The following is a 17,078-nucleotide window of genomic DNA, read 5'->3' as shown; positions in this document are numbered from 1 at the left end:
TAACCGCCCTTTGACATACAGGCCGGTGTCATCCTCCCGCATTTCGGTATATACACCGACCGGTTCGGAAATCTGGTGCTGCCAGAGCATGGCCGGAAGACTGCCCTTCTCCCGCCATTCATTCAGTGATGCCTGAAAAGCGCCGGGTACGACAATATCGCTGTAGCTGTCCTTCACGCCGAAAACCGATCCGTATCCTTCAAACTCGCCGGTTTCAGTGACCGACTTTATTTTCAGCGGTATGTCCAGCCGCTGTTTAGTCATCATCGACATGCTGCTTTTCCTCTTTTTCCGGGGTGCTCTCCGGTTTTGTGGTCATATTCATCGGTGTCAGCCAGATATCACCGCCATCACGCGGGTTGAGTTCTTCCAGCTCCCGGCATTCATTGGGCGAATAGATCCCCCAGTTAATACCGGTGGCATAAGCATCAAACCGTGACTTCATATCACCGCGCAACAGTGCTCCGGTGTTGAATTTTGCGTAAAAAACGCCCTGTTTTGACGGTTTTACCAGCCCGACATTAATGCGCTGTTCAATGCGGGTGAGGTATGGCACCAGGGAATAGTTGATAAATCCGATCCCGAGGTTTTCAATGTTGTTGAACGTTGCCCGGTCGGTGTTCTGGATCATGTGCAGCGGCACACGGAAAATACGGCAGATTTCCTCAAGCTGGAATTTGCGGGTTTCAAGAAACTGCGCATCTTCTGATGTCATGCTGATTTGCTGCCATTTCAGTCCCATCTCAAGAATCATGGGTTTGTGCGCATTCGCCAGCCCCTGATGCCGGTTTTCAAAGTCAGTTTTCAGCCGCTCCCAGGCATCGTCCTTCAGGTACTGGTCGGTCTGCAGAACGCCACTGGTTACCGCACCGTTCCCGAACAGACGTGAGCCGTGCTCCTCCGTTGCCAGCCCCAGACCGACAGCCTGTTTTGCATACGCTATCGGGCTGAGTCCGGTTAATCCGTCCAGGGTGAAAATCCGTACATGCCAGATATCATCCTGTGTCAGCGTATCGCGCTTTCCATCCGGAAAAGTAACCTGATATTCCGGTTCCCACTTACTGTTCAGTTTTGGTGTAACCGAGGACGGATCCAGCGGCAGCAGCTCCACTACCTCCCCCAGCGCCTTGACTTTATAAGCATAAAAATTGCCGCGCAGACACAGACAGGCGATCAGTAATTCCCAGAATTCCTGCGGTGTCATGTAGTTGTTGGGTTTGGTTGACAGCAGTTTGTTCAGCCGCTCACGGACCGCCCGCCGGTTCCCTCTGTCAAGCTGCTCATAAAGAGAACACGGCAGCATGCCGACTGACTCAGCCAGTACGCGAACACAGCTAAATACCGCAGTGAGTTGCATTGCCAGTTGCGGACTGACCCGGCGGCCGGTATAGGTGTCATAGGTCAGACCGATCATTTCGCTGAGCTCTGACGAACTCATACCCGTATCGGATTTTCTGAATAAACCGGGAAAGAACATTATGATCCTCCGTTGTTATTCAGGCTTCCCGCTGATTTTGATACCAGATATGACCAGAGCAGGCACAAACCGCCGGCTGTGATAAACCCGGCAGCAGGCATCAGCAGCCAGGCACCGAACGCCAGCAGACAGGCACCCGCAATCCCCACCAGCAGGGCGGTAATAGTCAGTAATTTCATTGGATTTCCTCAGAGTGAGCGTAAGCCCCTGGAAGATAAAACATCGGACAGACTTTGTTCCTGCTCCCCGCCGTTCACCATCTGGCGTGATTTGGCAGTAAACAGCGCAACCGGTCCGTCGATTTTGTTTTCCGGTGTCGATTTGTTCGGGAAAATGTTGTCGTTTTTGTCCGGTTTTACGGTCACATTCGACATCATCCAGGACATCATCGGGTTGTGATCATGGTGAAATTTGCCGGAATAGACATCGGCCTGAACTGTTTTCATGGATTCAGACATGTTTTTCACTGTCTGCGCCACTTCCACCAGCGGGATACCCTCTTCCGCCAGGCGGCGTGAGAACTGCACCGCGCTCCACGGGTCAAACCCGAGCTCACACAGGTCATCACCTTCGCACCATGCCAGAATGTCGGCTTTGATAATGTCATGATCAATAACCTCGCCGTCAGTCAGTTCAAGATGTCCGGCAGCCGCCCATTTCCGGTACAGCTCCGCAATATGGTTCGGTGCGGTTTCGATCCGGTCTTCCGGCAGCCAGAATTTGCACTTAACATGCACCTGTCCGCGCGGATCTTCATAAACCTTAATTGCTGCGGCCACGTCGATTTTATTTGCCAGGTCAACGCCGACCCAGACAGGGTAATTTTTCAGTTCATCATCCGGCGCATTCTCCGGGCAGTTATCCCATTTTCCTGAGTCCATCCAAATCGACTCCGCGTTAACCCACATATTGAGGTGTTTGGTCAGAAAGTTGGGCCGGGCGGCAATCTGCTCTTTTGCTTTTTTCGCCAGGCGGCGCATATCATCAAAACGCTTACAGACACCCAGCCCCGGATTGGCCTTTATCCAGACAGATTCATCAAACGGATCATCATCTTCATCCGGTGTGTAAATTGCCGCGAAAAAGGTGTCATCCTCCACCACGCCCCGCAGCACCTTGATAGCGTAATCCCGCAGTTCGTAGCAGATACCTTCGCGGTTAAATCCCGCTGTGGTGATCGCAAACAGAAGCGATTGCAGACGGGCACCGGTCGCAGTTTCCAGCACATCCCACACATCACGGGTTTTGTGGGCGTGAAGTTCGTCCACAATGCCGCAGTGAATGTTCAGACCGTCGAGGTTGTTTGCATCACTGGAAAGCGGCTCAAACTTGGATGCAGACCGCTCCTGGTAAATCGCCAGCTTATTAAATTCAAACAGACGACCGAGTGAACTTTTGGCCTTTTTGATCATGTTTTTTGCATCTTCAAACACGATACGGGCCTGATCTCGGGTGGTAGCTGCCGAGTAAACCTCGGCACCACCCTCACCGTCAGCGCCGGTCATATACAGACCGATGCCGGATGAAAGTGTGGATTTGGCGTTTTTACGCGCCACTTCGTTATAGGCTGTACGGAAACGGCGAACCAGTACCGGATCGCCGTCATCGTCGTACTGAGCCTCACCACTGAGTTCATCAACCAGCGGGATCACAAAGCCAAAGATATTAATCAGAATAAAGGTATGCCACTGCATCAGCGCTATCGGCTTACCTGCCAGCGCCCCTTTGACGTGCGGGACGAACTGGTAAAAATCCAGAATATGCTGGGCGCGTTCTTCAATGAAAAAGATATCGCGCTCAGGGCCGCGCTCTAAATCATCAAGAAACCGCTGACACGCCAGGCGTATCAGTTCGCCCGTAACTATTTCTCCGGCAACCACCTGTTCGGCGTACCGGATCCCATCTGCTACGGTTGCCATTCATCATTTGCGCTTTTTCATAAATGCCTCGAAAGGGTCTTCTTCGGCTGGTGTGTTAATCGTTACCTTCGAGCGGGACGCCGGGGTCATACCAAATTCACCCAGCATTGCCCGGATCCGTTTCCAGGCATCGGCTTTCATTGCCGCCACCGGGTGTGCTTTTATCAGTGTGCCGCCTTCGCTTTCTGTGGTGTAGGTATAGCCTTGTTCATCCAGCGTATCGCAGTGCTGCCGGTATTCGGTGTATGCCTCGATCAGCAGTTCCAGCGCCTTGGCATCCATCGAACTCATCACGCCCATGGCGTCGAGTTCTTCCCCGATCCGCTTAAACCAGTATTTCCCCTGCTTGGTAAAATGCTTCGGAGTTGGGGGTACCCCTGACGGCGGTTTTGGTTCTTTTTTATTGATCGGGCGTTTTGATGGGTTACCCCTGACCAAATGCAGGTGAGACGGGGTTTTCGGTGGTCCCGACATAATCGTTTTCTCCTATTGATTCCCATCCGGGGATCCCGGAAAAAAGTTTTCTAACCTGCGGCGATCTGAAAAGAGGTAAGGCGGCGGTCCTCCAGGCGTGGGGCGGCAGGGATTCAACCTCCCCCTCCCCCATACATCATGAGCAGTCAGCCGCGATTGCGTTCTGTCGCTGTCTTACGGTAATGACATGGCCAGCACAGGCTCTGCAGATTACTTTCCGCATCAGTACCTCCATGTGCTTTGGGGGTGATGTGGTCGACTGTCTTCGCCTCCGTTGCCCGCCCTTCACGCAGACATTGCTGACACAGGTGCGAGTCTCTTGTCAGGATAACCGCACGGAGTTTGTCCCATTTGGTGCCGTAGCCGCGTTCATGGCGGCTTTTGCCCTGCTGGTGGCTCTCCCAGCCGGTATTGATATGGTCGTTGCAGTAACCACTGCGGTCAGTGGTTGTCTTTGCGCAGCCACGTTTGCGGCAGGCGCGGGGGATTCGTGGTGGCATAGTTGGCTCCTTAATGTATACTCCATCAAATAAAACAACAAAATAATATCTATTTTTATGAAACCTGTGATTTTTTGAGAAATTTCAAAAGTTTGTGTTAAAATAAAAACAGAAATAAAAACAGAAATAAAAACAGAAATAAAAACAACCTTGATAACCAATTTAAAATCATGGTTATTCTTTTTTAAATTAAACTACACCAATTAAATACAACTTACGGTTAAATGCGACTTAAGATTAAACACAACAATAATTTTAACAAAAGGAAACGATATAATGGAACAAATATCCCCATGTGAAATCATGAATTTATTAAATGAAGATATCACTCAATTCACATTAAGAATATCAGGCTCAATATCAAACCAAGAAAACGAATCAGCTTTGTTATTTGAAGGGTTAAACCTGAATTCAGATAAGGATATGATACTAAAATCAGATGATAATAATGAACACTATTATTCATACAGCTCAATAAATAAAATTTGGACTAAAGAACCTTGGGAATACAGGTACTACTTCAAATATGAGAATGAATATGATCTTGAACAAGATATGTTGTTTCAATTTAATACCGTAGTTAGCATTTAATATTAATTAAGAATCATTGGCTCTTAGTCTTTCTGATACCAATCAACTGCCCATTCGCCTTATCCAACGCGGTCAACAATGGCTCTATCCACTCAACCGCCTGGCAGTATGTCAGTCGGCGGGTGGTAGCGGTGCCAGCACCGGTTGTGTCAGTGATGCCGGGATTGGAACGCATTGCTGATTCACGGATGGCGTAGACGTGGCTGAGCAGCCCGTCAGAAACAGGCTGAGGAATATACAGATTACAGGTAGGCTCTTTCCGGATAATGGTACGGTATTCAATCTGCTTCTCCTGTGATTGCGCCTCGTTGCGCATGCTCCGGTTGGTGTTCGAGGCGGCCACGCGGTCAAGGATATCGATGCTGGTGTAAGCGTTATCAATCACCTTTTGCTGGTCAGTGATAACTTTGTCTTTGTGCTGGCCTTCCGCTTGTTCCGCTGACAGCAGGCTGAACACCCACAGACCGAAGAACATGACAGCCCACACCCATCCGTTAAATAATATCGTGATTGCCTTTTTCATGACTCTTTCACTGACAGATCGGCATTACCTACAGGCAATGTGCGGGTATCCAGTGGTACACCTGACGGCCAGCGGTAACCGGTAACACGGTCAGTTTTGAATGCCTTGATATTAACTGCATCTGACTGATTACCGCCCAGCACCATCAGGTTACCGGATTCTGTTTTACCGACCACAAAGCCAACATGACCGCCGCCGGTGCGGGAGAATGTGACGATACAGCCATATGCAGGCTCTTCCAGCTTGTCACCGAACGTCAGATATGAACGTGAGGAATCAGTGCGGGCTGAGTAGATTCCGGCACGCTCCAGCATGGCATTCACAAATCCTGCACACCATGGGACTTTACGTGCAGTGCCAACCAGCCCGCGCAGTTTGCTGTCAATCCACATCTGATCAACTGCTGCACAGCCTGCTGCTGTATGTTCTGATACGCCGATTTCTTTTCGGGCTTCGGTTATCCACATTGGTTCAGTTGTCATTGTTTTGCTCCAAAACGATTTTTAACAACACGCATACCCCACTCGAGTAAGGCATACACTTTTTTCGTGCCCAGGAAGCCAATCATTACGCCGCTGAATTCCGCTAACACCGCCCATGACTCCGCATCCCCGCTACGGGAAAACCACCAGTCAATGAGCCTTATCGTTCCGACACTCAGCAGGCCGCACATAATGGCTTCACCCAATGACTGCCGCCAGCGCGTCCCCAGCCTGCGTTCCCGGATATAAGCCATTGCCGCCGAAAAGGAAAAACCGCCAATAAACGGGAGAGCATTTTGCAGCCAGCGAAATATCTGCTCCCACCAATCAATTTTGTCTGGCATACGCATACCCACCCCCTGCGGAGTGTTCCGTGTGTGAATTGATAGGGAAATGCCGCAACCGGTTTATATTGTTACAGACGGTTAAAGTGAGGTGGCTGCGGCATTGTTCGGATAATCCCACCAGCGGCGGGAAAGCAAGAAAAAGAGCACTGTGACTGAATGCGGATTAGGTAATGAGCCTGTCGTATTCCAATGCTCTTATTGTTGCGGGCAATAAAAAACCCGCCGGAGCGGGTTGGTTATCATTCTTCAGGTTTCTTTTCGGGTATCTTTTCAGCTTTAATAATGATTGCCGATTTTATTTCATCACCCAATACTTTGGCGTTTATAGTCAGCTTGATTGGCTCTCTGTCCCACTCACCTTGTTGAATTATTTCTTTGTTTTCTTTTTCGTCTAAAAATACATCCTGAACCACGCAGCTAACAAGCTCACCCGTAGCCACATTTTTCACTGTAACCTTAAATGGCGCAGGATCACCCGGCTCAACCTTAACAACTTTATATATACCATCAACTCTTCTTTCAGCGTAAGTTTTGCGTTTCGTTGATGTTAATTCTTTGGCTAATTCATTATCTAACACAACATCATCGAACTCGATGGTGTCAGCTTTATTCAGGTTTTTTAATAAATTAGTTTTTGATTCAGTGGCGATCTCATTTTGTTGCTTGAGTTGAGGTATGGACTCAATAACTCCTGTAAGGAGCTCCATACGCTTAGACTCCTGTTCAGACATAAATCTGATTGATTCCAGTGTCTGCTTTTCACTTTCTTTACTTATTTCGGTCAGTTTTATTTCTCGCATAGTATCTAGGTAATACTTATAAGAAGAAGACGCTCCCCAGATGAACGCAGCGCTTATCACTGTTATTGCTATCTGTTTTCCTGTCATTTTCTTAAGTACCGATTTTTTAAGCGATTCTAAAAAACCACCAATGTTGATCTCAATTATAGATGAACCTTCCTCGATAGTTATAACCAACTCTATCGAGTCCAGCTCCTCTTTAGACAAACGTCTGTTCTGATCGCCATATTTAAAAGCTGCGTACGCTTTATTGATATGTGACTGCATATCAATAAAGCCCTTCATTACAGATGGCGTGATACTTTTATTAAACTTATTACCTGTAAGCCTAAAAGTTAAATTCGGCCAGCCTTCAAATGTTACATTTTCCGGAATTTCATGACCTTCAGCGTACTGCGCCACCAGTCTAAAAACATCATCTTCCGAATTGATGGTTATAGTATCTTCTTTCAAACCCATCCCCTAAGCATTTTATGTTGTTTTATTTGTACACGCATAGAGTAAACGCTATAAAATAATACCACCCTACAATGTACGCCGCTTCGACACTGATACTACCTATTGATTTTATGATTATAATATCAATATTGCTTATAGGTGGTTATCTGGTAATTTAACCAGCAATCAGTGACACAAGCTGCCTACATGAGCACGATTAGATAATCATGCAGATAAAAGCCGCACACAGCTCTTGTGTTAAATGATAACGAGGTGATTGATACGGTGGCGGCGTAATATGAAAAAAGGCCGCACATGGCGACCTATTCACAGTGATGTTTAATATCTCTGTTCGTACGTTATTTATGACCTGATTATCACTTGATATTTTCCCCCCTCAAAACCACGTCCATCATCCCTTGATATGGACCAGAGAATCCGACTACGGAAAAATACCCACTCAATTTGTAATCACCTTTATACCAGTAAAGATCAGCGTCATCGCTGCCACTTTTCTGGAATTGAATTGTTACACCGGTACACATAGGCCACTCCAAAGGATCTTCTTCCTTATGCTCATCAGCACAATCCGTCCAGATAGTCATAGATCGTTTCTTGAAATAACTTTCTTCTTTATCATTTTTATCTTCTGGGGTGGATTTCAGCGATTCAGCATCATCCTGATCATAAAATTCATCATCTTCATCGACACTTACCGATGAATCAAGAATGATATTTATATAAACGGTTTTATGTAAATTATCTCCAAGAAAATCAATAAACTGGTTACTTTCCTCGCTCATACTTTCAATTACAGCAGGCCAACTATGTGCATTTTTTTCTGGAAATGAAATTTCCAAAGTTGTGTTATATGCCTTAACCGCATAAATAGACGCTATCACCGATGAAAGTAGCGTTACTACTGTAACTGCGTAACTAATAAATTTTTTTATTGAATCCATAAGCCACTTAACTTTACATGCCAAATTAGCAAATAGCTAAAGTATATAAACCCCGCATTCGCGAGGCTTACATACAATTATGACAACATATCAAATTACTATTAAATATGACTCAAATTATTGACTTTTGCAAGTTATAGCTGCATTTTTGCGCCATATTTCCGCTCGGTTGTTTCTCATTTTCCGTAATGCCCCGCAGTCCAGAGTTTTACAGATCAATAGCAGTTCCTGCCAGTGTGTTTTGTAGTTCCTGCACCAGTTATCAGAAGCCACACCCACCAGTTCAGCCAGTTCAGACTGATAGTAATACCCGTCCTTGTTCAGGGTATAGTCCTGCACTGCCAGCCATACCAGCGCCCTGAGTCGCTCTTTCACTTTTTTCGATACCCGACGACCTTTAATCCGCTCCTGCATTTCATCCCATACATAGGCGGTGATAGCGGTCTGGTGTGAGAACTTCAGTTCCTTACCGTAGCAATACAGCAGCCAGGATTGCTCTGCCTCATCCAGTTCCATAATTGCCCGCCGCCATGAGCAGTTCTGATAGTCCACCCGGTCAATAGGTGGCATCGGTAACACAGAATAGTGTGTTGACCAGCAGGATACCGCCTCAGTCTCCCGGCTTACCTTTCTGCCGTTCACGGTAATATCACGGGGCTTTCTTCGCGGGTAGCGCGTTGTGTTTGCCAATACAAATCCCTCAAATGCTTCAAGCTGGCCTTTGTTTCTGCTGCTGTGGTCAGTCATTGCGATAGTCGCCATATCCCGCAGGTACTGCAAATCGTGTTCAATCATCGTTTATCTCTCCGCGCTCCGTACAGCGCATTAACCAAAAACGCCGATCCCGTATGACCGGTTCATAAACTTAAATAACAACTCCAGCTGGCTGCCATGCTTTGCTTCCCATGCTGCGGGGTCGCGGTGTAACTCGTCATGGTGAATACGGCACAGCGGGATGGTGAAAATGTCGTGTGCTTTTGTACCGGTACCGCCGGTGCCGTGCCCGATGATGTGATGCGGGTCGTCCGCCTGCTGTCCGCACACACAACACGGCTGACTCTTCACCCACTGCAGGTACTTCTGACACTCCCAGCGCTTCAACTTCGGGATCCGCATAAAGCTTGCTGGTGGCTCCGGCTCTATCTCCGGAACAACAACAGGCTTTATCTGCTCTACGATTTCCTGAACAGCCTGGCTGTGTGAGCGCGGCCGGTGAACAATAGAATGCTCGGTCATGGTACCGGCTATCTCTTCTTCCGGTGTCTGCATCAGAATGTAGGAACTGATAAAGGCCGGAAGATAATCACTGACACGGCGCATTACAGACCAGGTAAATAAATCGGAAGAATTAAGAAGATGACCGGCAGGCAACCGCAGATCGGTAAAGATGCTTCGTGCAACCAGTGCCCGCTGATTACATAACAGAATGTCGTCCGCCTGCTGCTGGTGGACGCCCCCTTTCCGGATGATGTTGTCGTGGTGCCAGCACGTCCGGATAAAACCGTCTTTATGGCGGGTCATGGTCAGTTCGTGATGGTGATAAGGGTTCTCCGGATCGTCAATCTGGCAGTGGGCCACTGATTTAACGTAATGACGGGAACCGGACAGACCGCCGGCGGCTTTTATCACGGCAGGATTATCCAGGAAACGCAGCACCCGCTCATCTGTCAGCAGTGGCTGTGCATCTGCCGGTACCAGGCCGGACGGAATGCCATTCATGGACTGCGGAGCCGCGCTCACCACATAGCGGGCACCGTTCCGGAAATTGCCGATCTCCGTGCCCGAATTAAACATCAGGATCCGGGCATCTTTCTGAACGAAGCCGGTTAACAGGTAATTCATCAGGAAACAGCTCCTTCAACCTGAGAGGTACCCCACAGCCCGGCAATCCACTTCACGCCCTTCGGTGTGAACCGCGCCTGTGAAAATGAATGGTTGTTCGTCTGGCTGGTGCCGGTCTTAATCTCAAGCCGCCCGGCGTCAATATGGCACTGGTATGCCGACCACGAACCACCAAGGCGGTACATGATTTTTTGCTCCTGCAGGAACAGCCGGAATTCCGGTTCTTTCACTTTCAGTAATTTGCACACCTGACGGAATGTCATTGAGCCGGTGGTATCAACATACCGATCGACAAATTCCGCTTTCGGGGCCGCCAATTCCAGTGCGCGGGATTTTTCTTCGAGCTGCTCATTCAGATCTGCCGCCAGGCGTAAAGCCTCTGTATAGGACTGCGGTATTTTCGGCTGAAGCTGCTCTTCCAGCTCCTGCCACCGATCGACAATCCTGGCGGTAAACTCCGGGGACAGTCTGGCCACCAGCACCAGGGAGTCACGTTTGTTGAAACGGTACTCAGTATAGGTATTCCCGTTATGCTCAAAATCGAACTCCGCCAACGGCGTAGTTAAAATCCCGGCAATATTCAGCCGTTCTGCCGATCGCTTTACATCACCGTGACGACTGCCGGTCAGTTCGGCAATCTCGCGGCTGGACATCGTTACCGCCTGATTGTGCATCACAGGCGAAATGCTGACACCGTGGGTAATCTGCTGCATATTTATCTCTCCACTCATTAAGCGCAGCCGTATACTGCGCGTTTCACATAGGAGCTGATCGTCACCACGGATTTACCACCAGCGACTTTTTCACCCCATTCAATATCAAGATGCTTTACCTGGCTGTCGTCATTCCAGATACCGGCATGTGTCAGTGCGTCCTGTATTGCTTTGATAAAGTTATCCAGATCACGGCGGTGGTTCGACGGCGGAAACAACACCAGCTTCAGGCTGATATGACCGGTGACCGGTTTCGGTGTCCGGCCGTTAAAATGCTCCAGGATGTCAGCAATAACATTCAGGCGGAACCGGCGGCCGCTTTCACTGATCAGCACCCGGCCTTTTAAAGCTCCCCGCGATGGGGAGCGCCAGTAAGTGTTCATGCTGGGCGGGAAAGGGAGAGTGAGGGTTATTGTGCTGAACATGATGACATCACCCCGCTGCCCTGTTTCATCTCCCGGCGCTTTGCCGCCAGTGTCGAAAATAACCGGTTATGCGCAGATACAAACCCGCGTTCAGCCATATCAGCCGGACTGGACAGGATCGGCCCGTTGTTGCGCCTGACATAAATCTGGTTTTTCCGCATGATGATCACCAGATTTCTGTATTTTTTCGCCTTATCTGCCGCGTCTGGCGACAGTGAGTAAGCAGTGCCTTCTGTGTGGATACGGCTTATTTCCGTAGCTGCACCTATATGAGCCAGAACAGCTAATGCGTTCCGGCTTGTACTGCGTGACACTTTGTATTTGTCCATGATGTAGCGGGTCGTGATTGCAGTACCCGCCGGGATGTCAGTTGCAATTCTGAGATAGAGAATCATGCAGATACCTCCGCAAGATACTGATTCCCGATCGCTTCCATCTCCTGTTTCAGCGCGAAGGAAGGCAACCGGAGCGGGGTGATAAACGGACGCCAGATAAGAAACATGGAGCCCTTGCTGTTACCCTTTTTCTCCTCGCCGGTGACGGGATTAACGAAATTGATACGGCCTCCGGTAATTACCCGGATTTCATCAACCGTTTTCAGTGCTTCCAGAAACCAGCCAACAGACATGTCTTCCGGTACCAGCATTACGACTGGCTGATTCTGCATGCGGGATTGTTTGGCTGCTTTTTCCACCCACGGACGGATATTGCTGTATGGCGGGTTACACCAGATGGCACCATGACTTACCCACTCCGATTTGAGAGCATCATCCTGTTCAGTCAGATACCGGGAACAAAGTGCATTGATATCACTCGCTGCAGCATCCAGATAAAATCCGAACTCCAGATCCAATGCAGTGAAAAGCCACTCCGGTGTTTGCCAACTGTCTTTATACTCCCCGGGAGTATTACTCGTATGAACTGCCATCAGATAACCCCCTCACGCTGGTAGTGCTTCACCTTGTGGCGAATCAGGGTGTACTCATCTCTGATATTAAAAAAGTCAGCGATATCAGGTCGGCCACGTAAGCATTTGATTGCCAGGTTGCGAAAATGCCAATCCTTACGAATATCGCGCAGTACCCACCACCGGCGGATCTGATGCAGGACAGCCAGTACCGGGAACACACTCACGCCGTAAATCTCTTTGCTTTCTGAGCGCATGTTCATGTTGCCTCCCGTTCTTTTGCGGCCTGCTCTGTGGCCTGTTTCCAGATATCAATCCACGTCTTGCGGCCCATAAACTCGGTCTGCGTCCGGATGCCGGTTTTCCCGGCCATTTCCAGCGCGATTTCCTCGGTGCGGTTACGTGGTTTTGAACGGGAGCCGATCAGTCGGGTGAATGACTCATCACGCTCTACGGAGTTAGTGCTGTTTCCGGCGGCTCTGCGTTTGAAGTTGGCAGCCTGTCCAAGCCAGTAGCTGAATGCACGGTGCCAGTCGGTGTATTTCGTACCCTTGCTGACGTGGTAGTCGCTGAACTTCTGAAACTCTTCCTGAACATCCAGTCCGGATGCCTCAGCTTTTGCTACATGATCACAACCCGGTTCAAAGCTTTCCGGCATTGCGGTTTTGACGTTAGTTTTTTCATCGCGGGAGATAATATTTTTATTATCTGGATCTATGACTGGATCATGACTGATTCTGGGTGCAGCTCCTGCACCACTATCGGAACCAGTTGCACCACCTGGTGAATCTGCTGCACCAGTCCCGGAACCATTTGCACCACTAACCCCAGCAGGATTTGCACCATATGGTGCAGGAGATTCACCACTCACAACGGCAGCATTTAAACGCAGATGATAGATATTTGACTGGTTAAGACCGTTGGCCGATTTCCGGGGCTCAATACGAACCAACCCCATTTCCACCAAGGCATTAATATGGTTTTGCACTGAGCGCTCTGACATTTCGCACTGCTCAGCAATGTACGGCACGGACGGCCACGATTCGCCCTGGTCGTTGGCGTTATCTGCCAGCTTTACCAGTACCAGTTTGCGCAGCGCGTTGCCGGTTTTTATCTGCAAGGCCCGCGCAGTTAAAATCATACTCATGCTTTCACCTCACCCACACGTGTATACCGCTCCTGAAAGGTTTTCAGTGGTTCAAAACACGGATGCTCATAACCGTCACGCATGAAAATTACCCGGCTGTTCTGCCGGTCAAACCGGACAACGTGAACTTTCCGCCCGCGGCTGTCTGTGTAATACCGATCAAGATTGTCAGCTGTCTCTTTCATACTGAGGCTCCTGCTGTTTTACCAAGACGGTTAAAATCACCTACCGCCCACTTCACAAACTGGTAGTTTGTTTCTGAGAAACCTTCCGGTACTCTTACCGTATAAACAAATGCGGCAGGGTCTTTACCACCCTTTACAGGAGCAACACGGAGTTGCGCAAAGCCTGCCAAATGAGTTAATCTGCTCATGCGTTTATCTCTTCACACAAATTGATATGGCGCGACCGAGGCCACCGGCCGTATACCGGTGGTCTCACTTTTCATCCGGAACCCCGAATACAGCGTCAAGACTCCCGACAAACCCCAAAAAGTAAGCAAATACCTTTCCTGATTTTTTATACATCCCCCTGACTTCCTCCCGGGTTAACTTTCCGTCCTTCAGACTTTTATCGATATGTAATTCCAGATCTGCCCGTAAGGCTGAAAGGGTCATCCGGATATCAAATAATTCAACTTTGTCGATATCTTCGGGTGACACATCCGGCATTGGTGTCATGCCGTGGCGGTCCATGTGGTATTCGACCAGGTGACGGGTTTTGGTCAGATCTTCCATCGCTTCCAGTTCGTCATTGTCGAAAAACCGGCAGCCGTTCTTCTCATACAGGTTGTTGTTGAATGTCGTCAGTGACATCCCCAGCGCACCGGCCAGCGCTTCCCGCCCACCCGGCATGGCGCAGCACATCTTTTTTACGACTTCTTTCAGTGATTCATTCTTCATTGCCTACTCGCTTTCGGATTGGGTTGTAGTTAACTGGGTCAGATGGTTTTGCTATCGTTAGGTAATCCATCCGACTCATTTGGATAGAGATCCGGACGTAATTGGTTTGGTGTTATCACCCAATTACCCAACTCGCACAGGTGGATAACCCTTTCAGCCGGAACCTGATTGTTCTTGATCCAGTTAAATACAGACTGAGGTGATTTAAACCCAAACAGCCGAGATACCGCTGATGGTGAGCCCACCGCTTCAATTGCCTTTTCTGTAATGCTTTGTTGTTGCATTCGCGCCTCCTGTTATCAATGAAACAATACTACTCAAAGTAGAGAATAAAGGCAACTTATAATAGAAATGACAATTTTGGGTATAGTGGATAGACTTCTACCTATGGTAGAAACTCCGAAATACAAAAGCTTTGCCGACCGACTGGTGCAGCGCATGACTGATGTGGGGGTTGACGTTAAGCAGCTATCCGAGGGTGTAGGCGTTACGTATGAAATGGCACGCCGGTATACTTTAGGCTCCGCCAAGCCACGTGACGATAAAATGGAGCGGGTAGCTGAGGTTGTTAAGTCGACGCCTGTATATCTTGATTATGGTGTGTGCACTGATGGAACGGTCGGCAAGATGGCTACAGATACTGTTACAGTGAGGCAAATCGAGGCATTTGCATCTGCTGGGAATGGCTATATCAATAATCCCTTCCCAGAAGTGATTAGATCAATCGAAATCCCTCAGGACCGTATATATGAAATGTTTGGCCGCCGGACGCTTGAGGGCGTGGTCATTATCAATGCGGATGGTGACAGCATGACGCCGACCCTGAACCCAAAGGATTTGCTGTTTATTGATACTAAAGTCGGACAGTTTACTGGCGATGGTATTTATGTCTTTAATTTTGAAGGGTCAACGTTCATTAAACGCCTGCAAAAAGTTAAAGGCCGCAAACTGGCCGTTATATCCGACAATGACTTTTATCCGCCTTTTCACATCGAAGAGCATGAAATGCATGAATTGTATTTTCACGGTAAGCTATTGATTAGTATACCGCTGGCAATTAAATACTTCTCATAAACATGAAAACCAGCCCATGCTGGTTTTTTTACGCCCATATTTTCTACTTTTAGTAGTTGACATAATCTACTTTTGGTTGCATTCTTATCTCAACGAAGACAGGAGATTAATCATGCAAACCGAACCAATCATCACCACGAACAACATGTCAGTAGACGACGTTGCCGCGTGGATCACCGAAAAAGCCCAGGCTTTTCACAAACTGCAATCACTCCGCACCGAACGCGAAAGAGCAATCCGCGATCACGAACGTGTTCTGGACCGCTTTGATGAAGACATTGCCAAGTGGGAAGACCGCAGCGCATTAACAGTAACCACGCAGTAACGGCTGCGTATCTGAATAACTGCGTGAAGAGATGGGCGCAGTCAGTATTGGGATTTGTGAGTGCGCAAGCTGATGCGATAGGCGTGAGTGTGACGGGGTTCCTAGGCCCAGTGTAACAAGCGTGACGGTAAGGCCGATCTGGTGAAAGCGCCCTGCAAAGTGGGTAGAGGCGGGTTCGATTCTCGCTACCGAAGCAGGAGATAAGCACCTGCCGCCAATCACCAATACTGACTGTTACCAATAACTGATGTGTGAAGAGTAAACGACCCTATAACAATAACCATGCAATACCATTAGCGGCCGTGCATACCACGGTGCAGTCCACCAGCCGGCCGCCATTTTTTACAAACATAAGTCCACCGGCGTAAATCGTCCTGCCGGATAGATACCTTGCATAACCGCTGGTGGACTTGTTTTTGTGAATTATAAAAAAAGAAATAACCATTATTCCAACACCAGGGAATTAATTACTTATAAAAAGTAACGGCTTTTTATTATCTAAATTGCGTGGAGAGATAAATGTCATATATAGCAACCAGTACCGGAAAACATATTGATTTCACCAATATCACTCCGGATCAGATTTGTATCGAAGATATTGCTCGCGGCCTGTCGAATGAATGCCGGTTTGCCGGGCAACTGGAGAGTTTCTATTCCGTGGCTCAGCACTCTGTATACGTCAGCCAGATTGTGCCGCGGAAATACGCACTGGAAGCCCTGCTGCACGATGCTGCTGAGGCGTATATCAAAGATATCCCCTCGCCGCTGAAAGCCATGCTGCCGGATTACAAGGCTGTGGAAAAACGCATTGAAGCGGTTATCCGTGAGAAGTTCGGATTACCACCAGCAATGACTGTTGATGTTCACTATGCCGATCTGGTCATGCTGGCGACCGAAAAGCGGGACTTCGAGATAGACCCAGGCAGCCACTGGCCGATGCTGGATTCAGCTCCGCCGCATGATGACATCATTATCCAGCCACTAACACCACCGCAGGCATATCACCAGTTTATGGCGCGATTCGAGATAATTACTTAAAGAAAATAGGTCAAACTACCAACAATGAAGCTAAACCTGCCAGCGATAGAATCGCGGCTAAGATTGATAATGAGCTTACAACACGCAATATGTTCATGAAATTAACCAAATGATTACGCATAATCAACATTACCTATATTAAGTGTTTTTTTACTTAATACATTGGTCAGAATTAATACTCAAATAAAGAAT

At 48.4% G+C, this 17,078-nt stretch carries 27 protein-coding genes; 4 read left to right on the top strand and 23 right to left on the bottom strand.

Annotation, left to right across the window (positions count from 1 at the left end; all coding sequences use genetic code 11):
* The 6 genes from N7387_RS09915 to N7387_RS09890 form a co-directional block, all read right to left on the bottom strand.
* Positions 1–267: HK97 family phage prohead protease (locus tag N7387_RS09915; RefSeq protein ID WP_279798619.1), on the bottom strand; the 267-nt coding region annotated here is incomplete at its 3' end.
* Entirely contained in the window at positions 257–1,477 is a 1,221-nt protein-coding gene (locus N7387_RS09910; protein WP_279798615.1) for a phage portal protein, read from the bottom strand. The genes N7387_RS09910 and N7387_RS09915, both read right to left, overlap by 11 nt.
* Positions 1,477–1,656, bottom strand: a complete 180-nt coding sequence (locus tag N7387_RS09905; RefSeq protein ID WP_024473752.1) for a hypothetical protein — start codon at positions 1,654–1,656, stop codon at positions 1,477–1,479. Before N7387_RS09905 ends, N7387_RS09910 begins: the two co-directional genes overlap by 1 nt.
* A gap of 9 nt (positions 1,657–1,665) precedes the next feature.
* Complete coding sequence (locus tag N7387_RS09900) at positions 1,666–3,396, bottom strand: terminase TerL endonuclease subunit (RefSeq protein ID WP_279798611.1); 1,731 nt, start codon at positions 3,394–3,396, stop codon at positions 1,666–1,668.
* Between the two features lie 3 nt (positions 3,397–3,399).
* Entirely contained in the window at positions 3,400–3,870 is a 471-nt protein-coding gene (locus N7387_RS09895) for a phage terminase small subunit P27 family (protein WP_279798609.1), read from the bottom strand.
* Between the two features lie 146 nt (positions 3,871–4,016).
* Positions 4,017–4,370: an HNH endonuclease signature motif containing protein gene (locus N7387_RS09890; protein ID WP_279798607.1), complete on the bottom strand. Its 354-nt coding sequence runs from the start codon at positions 4,368–4,370 to the stop codon at positions 4,017–4,019.
* Positions 4,371–4,646: 276 nt separating this feature from the next.
* Between N7387_RS09890 and N7387_RS09885 the strand changes: the two genes are divergently transcribed.
* Positions 4,647–4,961 (top strand): hypothetical protein, encoded by a 315-nt coding sequence (locus N7387_RS09885; protein WP_279798604.1) that lies wholly within the window; start codon positions 4,647–4,649, stop codon positions 4,959–4,961.
* 13 nt (positions 4,962–4,974) lie between these two features.
* On the opposite strand, the gene N7387_RS09880 is transcribed toward N7387_RS09885, so the two are convergent.
* The 17 genes from N7387_RS09880 to N7387_RS09800 form a co-directional block, all read right to left on the bottom strand.
* The gene (locus N7387_RS09880) at positions 4,975–5,484 is read right to left on the bottom strand and encodes a hypothetical protein (RefSeq protein WP_279798603.1); all 510 of its coding nucleotides are present in this window, start codon (positions 5,482–5,484) and stop codon (positions 4,975–4,977) included.
* Entirely contained in the window at positions 5,481–5,966 is a 486-nt protein-coding gene (locus tag N7387_RS09875) for a TIGR02594 family protein (protein ID WP_279798601.1), read from the bottom strand. The genes N7387_RS09880 and N7387_RS09875 overlap by 4 nt, the downstream gene beginning before the upstream one ends.
* Positions 5,963–6,316, bottom strand: coding sequence for a phage holin family protein (locus N7387_RS09870; protein ID WP_279798598.1), 354 nt, complete (start codon positions 6,314–6,316; stop codon positions 5,963–5,965). The genes N7387_RS09875 and N7387_RS09870 overlap by 4 nt, the downstream gene beginning before the upstream one ends.
* A gap of 236 nt (positions 6,317–6,552) precedes the next feature.
* Positions 6,553–7,566, bottom strand: a complete 1,014-nt coding sequence (locus tag N7387_RS09865) for a hypothetical protein (protein ID WP_279798596.1) — start codon at positions 7,564–7,566, stop codon at positions 6,553–6,555.
* 362 nt (positions 7,567–7,928) lie between these two features.
* Positions 7,929–8,513, bottom strand: a complete 585-nt coding sequence (locus N7387_RS09860) for a hypothetical protein (protein ID WP_279798594.1) — start codon at positions 8,511–8,513, stop codon at positions 7,929–7,931.
* A gap of 117 nt (positions 8,514–8,630) precedes the next feature.
* Positions 8,631–9,308, bottom strand: a complete 678-nt coding sequence (locus N7387_RS09855; protein WP_279798592.1) for a bacteriophage antitermination protein Q — start codon at positions 9,306–9,308, stop codon at positions 8,631–8,633.
* A gap of 30 nt (positions 9,309–9,338) precedes the next feature.
* A complete protein-coding gene (locus tag N7387_RS09850; protein ID WP_279798590.1) occupies positions 9,339–10,355 on the bottom strand; it encodes a DUF968 domain-containing protein in 1,017 nt (338 codons plus the stop codon).
* Positions 10,355–11,068: a DNA-binding protein gene (locus N7387_RS09845; RefSeq protein WP_279798588.1), complete on the bottom strand. Its 714-nt coding sequence runs from the start codon at positions 11,066–11,068 to the stop codon at positions 10,355–10,357. Before N7387_RS09845 ends, N7387_RS09850 begins: the two co-directional genes overlap by 1 nt.
* A gap of 17 nt (positions 11,069–11,085) precedes the next feature.
* Positions 11,086–11,481, bottom strand: coding sequence for a RusA family crossover junction endodeoxyribonuclease (locus N7387_RS09840; protein WP_279798618.1), 396 nt, complete (start codon positions 11,479–11,481; stop codon positions 11,086–11,088).
* Entirely contained in the window at positions 11,478–11,888 is a 411-nt protein-coding gene (locus N7387_RS09835) for a hypothetical protein (RefSeq protein WP_279798587.1), read from the bottom strand. Before N7387_RS09835 ends, N7387_RS09840 begins: the two co-directional genes overlap by 4 nt.
* Positions 11,885–12,421 (bottom strand): phage N-6-adenine-methyltransferase, encoded by a 537-nt coding sequence (locus N7387_RS09830; RefSeq protein ID WP_279798585.1) that lies wholly within the window; start codon positions 12,419–12,421, stop codon positions 11,885–11,887. Before N7387_RS09830 ends, N7387_RS09835 begins: the two co-directional genes overlap by 4 nt.
* On the bottom strand, positions 12,421–12,663 hold the full coding sequence (locus tag N7387_RS09825; protein ID WP_279798581.1) for a hypothetical protein: 243 nt from the start codon (positions 12,661–12,663) through the stop codon (positions 12,421–12,423). Before N7387_RS09825 ends, N7387_RS09830 begins: the two co-directional genes overlap by 1 nt.
* The gene (locus tag N7387_RS09820) at positions 12,660–13,547 is read right to left on the bottom strand and encodes a helix-turn-helix domain-containing protein (RefSeq protein ID WP_279798576.1); all 888 of its coding nucleotides are present in this window, start codon (positions 13,545–13,547) and stop codon (positions 12,660–12,662) included. Before N7387_RS09820 ends, N7387_RS09825 begins: the two co-directional genes overlap by 4 nt.
* Positions 13,544–13,732 carry a DUF4222 domain-containing protein gene (locus N7387_RS09815; RefSeq protein ID WP_112550923.1) on the bottom strand — a complete coding sequence of 63 codons (189 nt, stop codon included), beginning with the start codon at positions 13,730–13,732 and terminating at the stop codon, positions 13,544–13,546. Before N7387_RS09815 ends, N7387_RS09820 begins: the two co-directional genes overlap by 4 nt.
* Positions 13,729–13,920 (bottom strand): hypothetical protein, encoded by a 192-nt coding sequence (locus N7387_RS09810; protein WP_112550922.1) that lies wholly within the window; start codon positions 13,918–13,920, stop codon positions 13,729–13,731. The genes N7387_RS09815 and N7387_RS09810 overlap by 4 nt, the downstream gene beginning before the upstream one ends.
* Positions 13,921–13,984: 64 nt before the next feature.
* Positions 13,985–14,449: a YmfL family putative regulatory protein gene (locus tag N7387_RS09805; RefSeq protein WP_214192207.1), complete on the bottom strand. Its 465-nt coding sequence runs from the start codon at positions 14,447–14,449 to the stop codon at positions 13,985–13,987.
* Between the two features lie 38 nt (positions 14,450–14,487).
* Complete coding sequence (locus N7387_RS09800) at positions 14,488–14,733, bottom strand: YdaS family helix-turn-helix protein (protein ID WP_046025138.1); 246 nt, start codon at positions 14,731–14,733, stop codon at positions 14,488–14,490.
* A 103-nt stretch (positions 14,734–14,836) separates the two neighbouring features.
* Between N7387_RS09800 and N7387_RS09795 the strand changes: the two genes are divergently transcribed.
* From N7387_RS09795 to N7387_RS09785, 3 genes are all read left to right on the top strand, one after another.
* Complete coding sequence (locus N7387_RS09795; protein ID WP_279798566.1) at positions 14,837–15,523, top strand: S24 family peptidase; 687 nt, start codon at positions 14,837–14,839, stop codon at positions 15,521–15,523.
* 112 nt (positions 15,524–15,635) lie between these two features.
* Complete coding sequence (locus N7387_RS09790; RefSeq protein WP_279798564.1) at positions 15,636–15,848, top strand: hypothetical protein; 213 nt, start codon at positions 15,636–15,638, stop codon at positions 15,846–15,848.
* A gap of 519 nt (positions 15,849–16,367) precedes the next feature.
* A complete protein-coding gene (locus N7387_RS09785; RefSeq protein WP_279798562.1) occupies positions 16,368–16,886 on the top strand; it encodes a YfbR-like 5'-deoxynucleotidase in 519 nt (172 codons plus the stop codon).
* The last annotated feature ends 192 nt before the right edge of the window (positions 16,887–17,078 follow it).

This window comes from Morganella sp. GD04133 (genome assembly GCF_029835375.1).
In the GTDB taxonomy this organism is placed as follows: domain Bacteria; phylum Pseudomonadota; class Gammaproteobacteria; order Enterobacterales; family Enterobacteriaceae; genus Morganella; species Morganella morganii_B.
This window is presented reverse-complemented; position numbering and strand designations above follow the sequence as displayed.

Excerpts from the sequence above, each read along its gene's own strand:
- N7387_RS09910 (WP_279798615.1), bottom strand. The coding sequence starts at position 1,477 with ATGTTCTTTCCCGGTTTATTCAGAAAATCCGATACGGGTATGAGTTCG.
- N7387_RS09905 (WP_024473752.1), bottom strand. The coding sequence starts at position 1,656 with ATGAAATTACTGACTATTACCGCCCTGCTGGTGGGGATTGCGGGTGCC.
- N7387_RS09900 (WP_279798611.1), bottom strand. The coding sequence starts at position 3,396 with ATGGCAACCGTAGCAGATGGGATCCGGTACGCCGAACAGGTGGTTGCC.
- N7387_RS09895 (WP_279798609.1), bottom strand. The coding sequence starts at position 3,870 with ATGTCGGGACCACCGAAAACCCCGTCTCACCTGCATTTGGTCAGGGGT.
- N7387_RS09890 (WP_279798607.1), bottom strand. The coding sequence starts at position 4,370 with ATGCCACCACGAATCCCCCGCGCCTGCCGCAAACGTGGCTGCGCAAAG.
- N7387_RS09885 (WP_279798604.1), top strand. The coding sequence starts at position 4,647 with ATGGAACAAATATCCCCATGTGAAATCATGAATTTATTAAATGAAGAT.
- N7387_RS09880 (WP_279798603.1), bottom strand. The coding sequence starts at position 5,484 with ATGAAAAAGGCAATCACGATATTATTTAACGGATGGGTGTGGGCTGTC.
- N7387_RS09875 (WP_279798601.1), bottom strand. The coding sequence starts at position 5,966 with ATGACAACTGAACCAATGTGGATAACCGAAGCCCGAAAAGAAATCGGC.
- N7387_RS09870 (WP_279798598.1), bottom strand. The coding sequence starts at position 6,316 with ATGCGTATGCCAGACAAAATTGATTGGTGGGAGCAGATATTTCGCTGG.
- N7387_RS09860 (WP_279798594.1), bottom strand. The coding sequence starts at position 8,513 with ATGGATTCAATAAAAAAATTTATTAGTTACGCAGTTACAGTAGTAACG.
- N7387_RS09855 (WP_279798592.1), bottom strand. The coding sequence starts at position 9,308 with ATGATTGAACACGATTTGCAGTACCTGCGGGATATGGCGACTATCGCA.
- N7387_RS09850 (WP_279798590.1), bottom strand. The coding sequence starts at position 10,355 with ATGAATTACCTGTTAACCGGCTTCGTTCAGAAAGATGCCCGGATCCTG.
- N7387_RS09845 (WP_279798588.1), bottom strand. The coding sequence starts at position 11,068 with ATGCAGCAGATTACCCACGGTGTCAGCATTTCGCCTGTGATGCACAAT.
- N7387_RS09835 (WP_279798587.1), bottom strand. The coding sequence starts at position 11,888 with ATGATTCTCTATCTCAGAATTGCAACTGACATCCCGGCGGGTACTGCA.
- N7387_RS09830 (WP_279798585.1), bottom strand. The coding sequence starts at position 12,421 with ATGGCAGTTCATACGAGTAATACTCCCGGGGAGTATAAAGACAGTTGG.
- N7387_RS09825 (WP_279798581.1), bottom strand. The coding sequence starts at position 12,663 with ATGAACATGCGCTCAGAAAGCAAAGAGATTTACGGCGTGAGTGTGTTC.
- N7387_RS09820 (WP_279798576.1), bottom strand. The coding sequence starts at position 13,547 with ATGAGTATGATTTTAACTGCGCGGGCCTTGCAGATAAAAACCGGCAAC.
- N7387_RS09815 (WP_112550923.1), bottom strand. The coding sequence starts at position 13,732 with ATGAAAGAGACAGCTGACAATCTTGATCGGTATTACACAGACAGCCGC.
- N7387_RS09810 (WP_112550922.1), bottom strand. The coding sequence starts at position 13,920 with ATGAGCAGATTAACTCATTTGGCAGGCTTTGCGCAACTCCGTGTTGCT.
- N7387_RS09805 (WP_214192207.1), bottom strand. The coding sequence starts at position 14,449 with ATGAAGAATGAATCACTGAAAGAAGTCGTAAAAAAGATGTGCTGCGCC.
- N7387_RS09800 (WP_046025138.1), bottom strand. The coding sequence starts at position 14,733 with ATGCAACAACAAAGCATTACAGAAAAGGCAATTGAAGCGGTGGGCTCA.
- N7387_RS09795 (WP_279798566.1), top strand. The coding sequence starts at position 14,837 with ATGGTAGAAACTCCGAAATACAAAAGCTTTGCCGACCGACTGGTGCAG.
- N7387_RS09790 (WP_279798564.1), top strand. The coding sequence starts at position 15,636 with ATGCAAACCGAACCAATCATCACCACGAACAACATGTCAGTAGACGAC.
- N7387_RS09785 (WP_279798562.1), top strand. The coding sequence starts at position 16,368 with ATGTCATATATAGCAACCAGTACCGGAAAACATATTGATTTCACCAAT.